General features: G+C 71.6%; 4 protein-coding genes. 1 reads left to right on the forward strand and 3 read right to left on the reverse strand.

The genetic code is table 11. The features are described 5' to 3' along the window. Window positions 1-209 (forward strand): carbohydrate-binding protein (locus tag EJK15_RS67460; protein ID WP_338089977.1); only part of this gene is annotated, 209 nt, incomplete at its 5' end. A 42-nt stretch (window positions 210-251) separates the two neighbouring features. On the opposite strand, the gene EJK15_RS67465 is transcribed toward EJK15_RS67460, so the two are convergent. From EJK15_RS67465 to EJK15_RS67475, 3 genes are all read right to left on the reverse strand, one after another. Continuing rightward, window positions 252-2,000 (reverse strand): substrate-binding and VWA domain-containing protein, encoded by a 1,749-nt coding sequence (locus EJK15_RS67465; protein WP_240778112.1) that lies wholly within the window; start codon window positions 1,998-2,000, stop codon window positions 252-254. An 80-nt stretch (window positions 2,001-2,080) separates the two neighbouring features. After that, window positions 2,081-4,636, reverse strand: coding sequence for a bifunctional FO biosynthesis protein CofGH (locus tag EJK15_RS67470; protein ID WP_138720626.1), 2,556 nt, complete (start codon window positions 4,634-4,636; stop codon window positions 2,081-2,083). A gap of 50 nt (window positions 4,637-4,686) precedes the next feature. After that, on the reverse strand, window positions 4,687-5,298 hold the full coding sequence (locus tag EJK15_RS67475; RefSeq protein WP_240778113.1) for a DNA-3-methyladenine glycosylase family protein: 612 nt from the start codon (window positions 5,296-5,298) through the stop codon (window positions 4,687-4,689). Window positions 5,299-5,387: the final 89 nt, after the last annotated feature.

A 5,387-nucleotide genomic window follows, 5' to 3' on the forward strand; every position in this document is an offset into this window, starting at 1 on the left:
CCCCGACCCCGACCCCGACCGCGACGCCGACGCCCACTCCGACGCCGACGCCGACCACGAGCCCCTCGGGCACCTGGCGGGCCGGCACCGCGTACGCGGTCGGCAACACGGTGACCTACAACGGCGTCACGTACCGCTGCGTCCAGGCGCACACCGCGCTCGCCGGCTGGGAGCCGCCGAACGTCCCGGCGCTCTGGCAGCGAGTCTGATCGAAGACGGCGAAGGGGGCGCTCCGGCGAGCGCCCCCTTCTTCATGCCGTCGGCTTGCAGGTCGGGTGGCAGAGCCGGCGGGCCAGGGCGGCGAGGAAGACGTCGATGATCTCCCCCGGCTCCTGGGCCACGTGCAGCGAGCCGTTCGTGGCGGACGTGATCCGCGTCAGGCCGTCGCGGTCCACGCCGTCGCCGAAGGCGACGATGACGATCTGCACGGGCCGGTCCGGCTTCCACTCGCGCCGCAGGGCGTCGGCGAGCTGCGCCAGGTTCGTGCCCTTGCCGTCGTCCTTGCCCGCCGTGATCACCAGGAGCGAGTTGTTCATCTCCTCGCGGTATTCGCTGGTGAGCTCGCGGAAGCCGCTGAGTATCGAGTCGTACAGCGAGCTGTCCCGGTCGGGGTGTGCGGTGATCGTGCCGGTCATCTCGCCCAGGCGGCTGCGGCGGATCACCTGCCCGGTCTCCGGCTCGGTGATCGGGCCGAGCCCGACGCGTTCCTGGTAGCCCTTGATGCGGCCCACCCCGTCCGCGAACTCCCACAGCCCCATGTGCGTGGAGTTCGGGAACAGCTGCAGCCCGATCTCGGCCGCCTCCAGCGCCACCCGGACCTTGGTGCTGCCCTTCAGCGGCTCTGCCATGTGCTTGGAGGTGTCGGCCAGCACGAGGATGTTCGTCGGCGGGGCCAGGCGGCTCCAGGCGCGCAGCGCCTCGTCGATGTCCTGCTGCGACACCGACGACCGGGTCTTCGGGGCCGCGGTGGGAATCCGGGGGCCCGGCGAGATCGGGCCCTGGGCGCCGTCACCCGACCTGAACCCCGCCCGCCGCACGATCTCCTGCGTCTGCGGCCCCTTCAGCCACTCGGCGAACGCCGTGGACGCCTCGGCCACCGTGGGGTCCGTGGCGGTGACGACGTACGGGTAGTCGAGGTTGATCGTGCCCTCGCGCGGATGCAGCGCGACGACCGGGTCCGGGGAGGGGCTCAGGTTGTGGTTCCACACCGACTGCTCGGGGACGATCACCACCGGGCGCTGCCAGAACGTGCGGTTGTCGACCGCCTCCAGCATGCTGCGGTAGTCGGGCGCCGAGCCGGCCTGCGCCCACCGGACGAACGCGGTCAGCGCCTTGTCCGCCTCCGGGCCGGTGCCGACGACGTCCCTGGCGGCGGCCACGGTGGCGATGCCGGCCCCGGCCAGCGAGGGGTCCGGCACGCGTACGACGTCGGGCTCGCTAGGGGTGGGCGTCAGCCGCCCCCGTACGGTCGGGGGGAAGACCATCCGCCAGTTCATCTCGGTCTTGCCCACGGAGAAGCGCTGGGCCAGCGACGAGCGGGTGGCGAACACCAGGGGCGAGGTCGCCACCACGCTCTCGCCCGCGGGCAGCGCACTGGCTCCTTGCTGGCGGGCCAGCCTGATCCAGGCCGACGAGTCGGCGATCCACCCGTCGGGCCGCTCACGCAGCACGCCCGCCCGGTCTCCGATCAGCGTGCGCAGGACGGTGGCCGGCGGGTGCTCGGTCACCTGGACCAGCACGCACCGGCGGCCCACCGACGCCTTCGTCTCGTTGAACCGCCCGGCGGCCTCCATGACCGCTGGGGCCACATCGACCGCGGCGGCAACGCTGACGAGAACAGGCTCTCGTGTGGAGCACAACGCGCCGACGCCGCCGAACACCACGACGAGGCCGCCTGCGACGATGGCCACGGCCGTGAGCCCTGCCAGCATGCCGCGCTGCAACGCCTTCCTGCGTCGCTGCTCAGGGGACAGCGCGGCGCGGTGTCGTGCCAACCGCACGGTGAACCTCTCTCCGGGGAGTGACGATTCTCCCAGTGCCTCCCATAGCGGGCGCAAGCTGTTGTTAGAACATGTTACAACTACGCCATCGGCAGCACCCTGCGGACGCTCTGGCAGACGCCGTCGCTCGCCTGGGACGCCTGGAGACGTTCCGTCGCCGGGGCGCCGTACTCGGTGGTGCGCTGCCTGACCGGCCTGCCGGTGACCTCGACCATGGCGCGCAGCTCGCTGATGGTCTTGTACGAGCCGTTCTCGGAGCCCGCCATCCTGCTGATGGTCTCCTCCATCAGCGTGCCGCCGAGGTCGTTCACGCCGCCCTGGAGCACCTGGCGGCACAGGTCGTCGCGGAGCTTGACCCAGGAGCACTGGATGTTCTTGATCGCGCCGTGGAGGAGGATCCTGGCCAGCGCGTGCACGGCGCGGTTCTCGGCCGCCGTGGGGCCCGGCCTGGCGATGCCGGCCAGGTAGATCGGCGCGCTGGTGTGCACGAACGGCAGCAGCACGAACTCCGAGAACCCGCCGGTCTCCTCCTGCAGGCGCCTGATCAGCTTGATGTGCCTGACCCAGTGCAGGTGGGTGTCGACGTGGCCGTACATCATGGTGGACGTCGTCGGGATGCCGACCTTGTGCGCTGTCGTGATGACCTCGATCCACTCCTTCGTCGGCAGCTTCCCCTTGGTCAGCACCCAGCGCACGTCGTCGTCGAGGATCTCCGCCGCCGTCCCGGGAATCGAGTCGAGGCCCGCCTCCTTGGCCGCCTCCAGCCAGTCCCGGACGGACAGGTTCGTCCGGCTGGCCCCGTTGATCACCTCCATCGGCGAGAACGCGTGCACGTGCATGCCCGGGGTCCTGGCCTTCACGGCCTTGGCGATGTCGAAGTACGCCGTGCCGGGGAGGTCGGGGTGGATGCCACCCTGCATGCAGACCTCGGTCGCCCCCGCCTCCCACGCCTCCTGCGCCCGGTCAGCCACCTGGTCGAGGCTCAGCGTGTACGCGTCGGCGTCGGTCCTGCGCTGCGCGAACGCGCAGAAGCGGCAGCCGGTGTAGCAGACGTTGGTGAAGTTGATGTTCCTGTTGACGACATAGGTCACGTCGTCGCCCACGGTCTCCTTGCGCAGCGCGTCCGCTATCGCGGCCAGCTCGTCAAGTGCCTCACCTTCGGCGCCGAGCAACGCCACGGCCTCATCGTCGGTCAGGCCCGCCGGATCCGCCTCGGCCCGCCTGAGCGCCTGCCGCACGTCGCTCGGGGTCGAGGAGGTCGCGGTCCCGAGGCGTTCGCGCAACGCGTCCCAGTCGCCGTAGACGTGGTCGAAGTCGTCCCGCCGATCATGCGTGCGCCCCGACGTGTCCACCTCGACGTGCAGGTCCACCCGCCCGGATGAGGCGACGAACCCGCCGTCGGGCTCCTGCCACGGCCGGCCCTCGAGCACGGCGTCCTCGCGGGCCAGCCCCGTGGCCGGGTCCGCGAGCGCCGCCACGTGCGCGGTCAGGCGCGGGTCCAGCCAGGGCTCCCCCGCCAGCACGTACTCCGGGTAGATCGTCAACCGCTCCCGCAGCCGGAACCCGGCCGCCCCGGTACGGGCCGCCAGGTCGTCGATCTGCGGCCAGGGCCGTTCCGGGTTCACGTGGTCGGGGGTCAACGGGGACACCCCGCCCCAGTCGTCGATCCCGGCCCGGATCATGAGCTCGTACTCGGAGTCCACCAGGTTCGGCGGCGCCTGGAGCCGGACGCGCGGCCCGAGCACGAGCCGTGCCACGGCGATGGTGGCGGCCAGCTCCCTCAGATCGGCGTCGGGCAGCCCGCGCATGGCCGTGTCCGGCTTGGCGCGGAAGTTCTGGACGATGACCTCCTGGATGGCCCCGTACTCCCGCGCCACGCGCCGGATCGCGAAGATCGACTCGGCGCGGTCCTGGACGGTCTCGCCGATCCCGATCAGGATCCCGGTCGTGAACGGCACGTTGGTCCGTCCCGCGTCCTCCAGGACGCGCAGCCGTACCGCCGGGTCCTTGTCGGGCGAGCCGTGGTGCGGCTGGCCCTTCTCCTCGAACAACCGCCGCGACGTCGTCTCCAGCATCATCCCCATGGACGGCGCGACGGGCTTGAGCCGCTGCAGATCGCGCCAGGTCAGCACCCCGGGGTTGAGGTGGGGCAGCAACCCGGTCTCCTCCAGCACCCGGATCGCCATCGCCCGCACGTACGACAGCGTGTCGTCGTAGCCGTGCGCGTCGAGCCACTCGCGGGCCTGGTGCCAGCGGTCCTCGGGCCGGTCCCCCAGCGTGAACAGCGCCTCCTTGCAGCCCATCGCCGCCCCCTGCCGGGCGATCTCCAGCACCTCGTCAGGGCTCAGGAAGGGCGAGTCCAGCTTGTGCGGCGCGGTCGCGAACGTGCAGTATCCGCAGCGGTCCCGGCACAACCTGGTCAGCGGGATGAACACCTTCCTGCTGTAGGTGATGATCCCAGGCCGGCCGGCCGCCTCCAGGCCGGCGTCGCGGACGCGGGAGGCGTGTTCCAGAAGGGAGTCGAGGTGCCCGCCACGGGCGTGCAACAGTACGGTCGCCTCGGTGACGTCGAGGCTCTTGCCGTCGCGGGCGCGGGCGAGAGCACGGCGGAGCGCGGAATCACTGACCAGATCCATAGAAGGCACAGTACGTCGGGCTGGGTTCGCCACTCGCACCCAGGGGCGGGTCAGAACGCCCTGTAGTCGCGGACGGACATCCGGGGGCCGCGCGCGGGCGGCCGCAGCCCCGAGAGCCAGATGAGCACCGTCGCGCGATGCCGATGCCCCTGGTACGGCTCCAGCAGCCGCAACATCCCGGGATCATCGGTCTTCTCCCCGGTCAGGGCATATCCCACGAGCTTGGCCAGGTGGAAGTCGCCCACGCTCACGGCGTCGGGGTCGCCGAAGGCGCGCTGGCGCACCTCGGCCGACGTCCACACCCCGATCCCCGGCAGGGCCCGCAGCAGCCGGTCGAGCTCCTCCGTGGTCGCGGCGGCCTCCAGCTTGGCGGCGTGCCAGGCCGCGGTCGCGATGGTCCTGGCGCGCACGGCCTCGGCGCCCGAGCGGTGCCAGTGCCAGATCGGGATCTGCCGCCACACCGCCGCCTCGGGGATCACCCGCATGCCGTCGGGCGCGGGTCCGGGCGCGGGCTCGCCATAGCGGTTGAGCAGCCACCGCCAGGCCCGCCACGCCTCCTGCCCGACGACCTTCTGCTCCAGCACGGCCGGTACGAGGGCCTCCATGACGCGCCCCGTCCGGCCGATCCGCAGCCCCGGAAATTTCCGGGCAACGTCCGCCACAACCTCATGTTTGGCACTAAATCCCGAAATGTCGTCGTCCGCCCCGAGCAGCGCCGGCAGCGTCTCCAACGCCCACCCCGCCCCCGGGC

Origin of the sequence: Nonomuraea basaltis, from assembly GCF_005893125.1 — a bacterium.
Lineage (GTDB): Bacteria > Actinomycetota > Actinomycetes > Streptosporangiales > Streptosporangiaceae > Nonomuraea > Nonomuraea basaltis.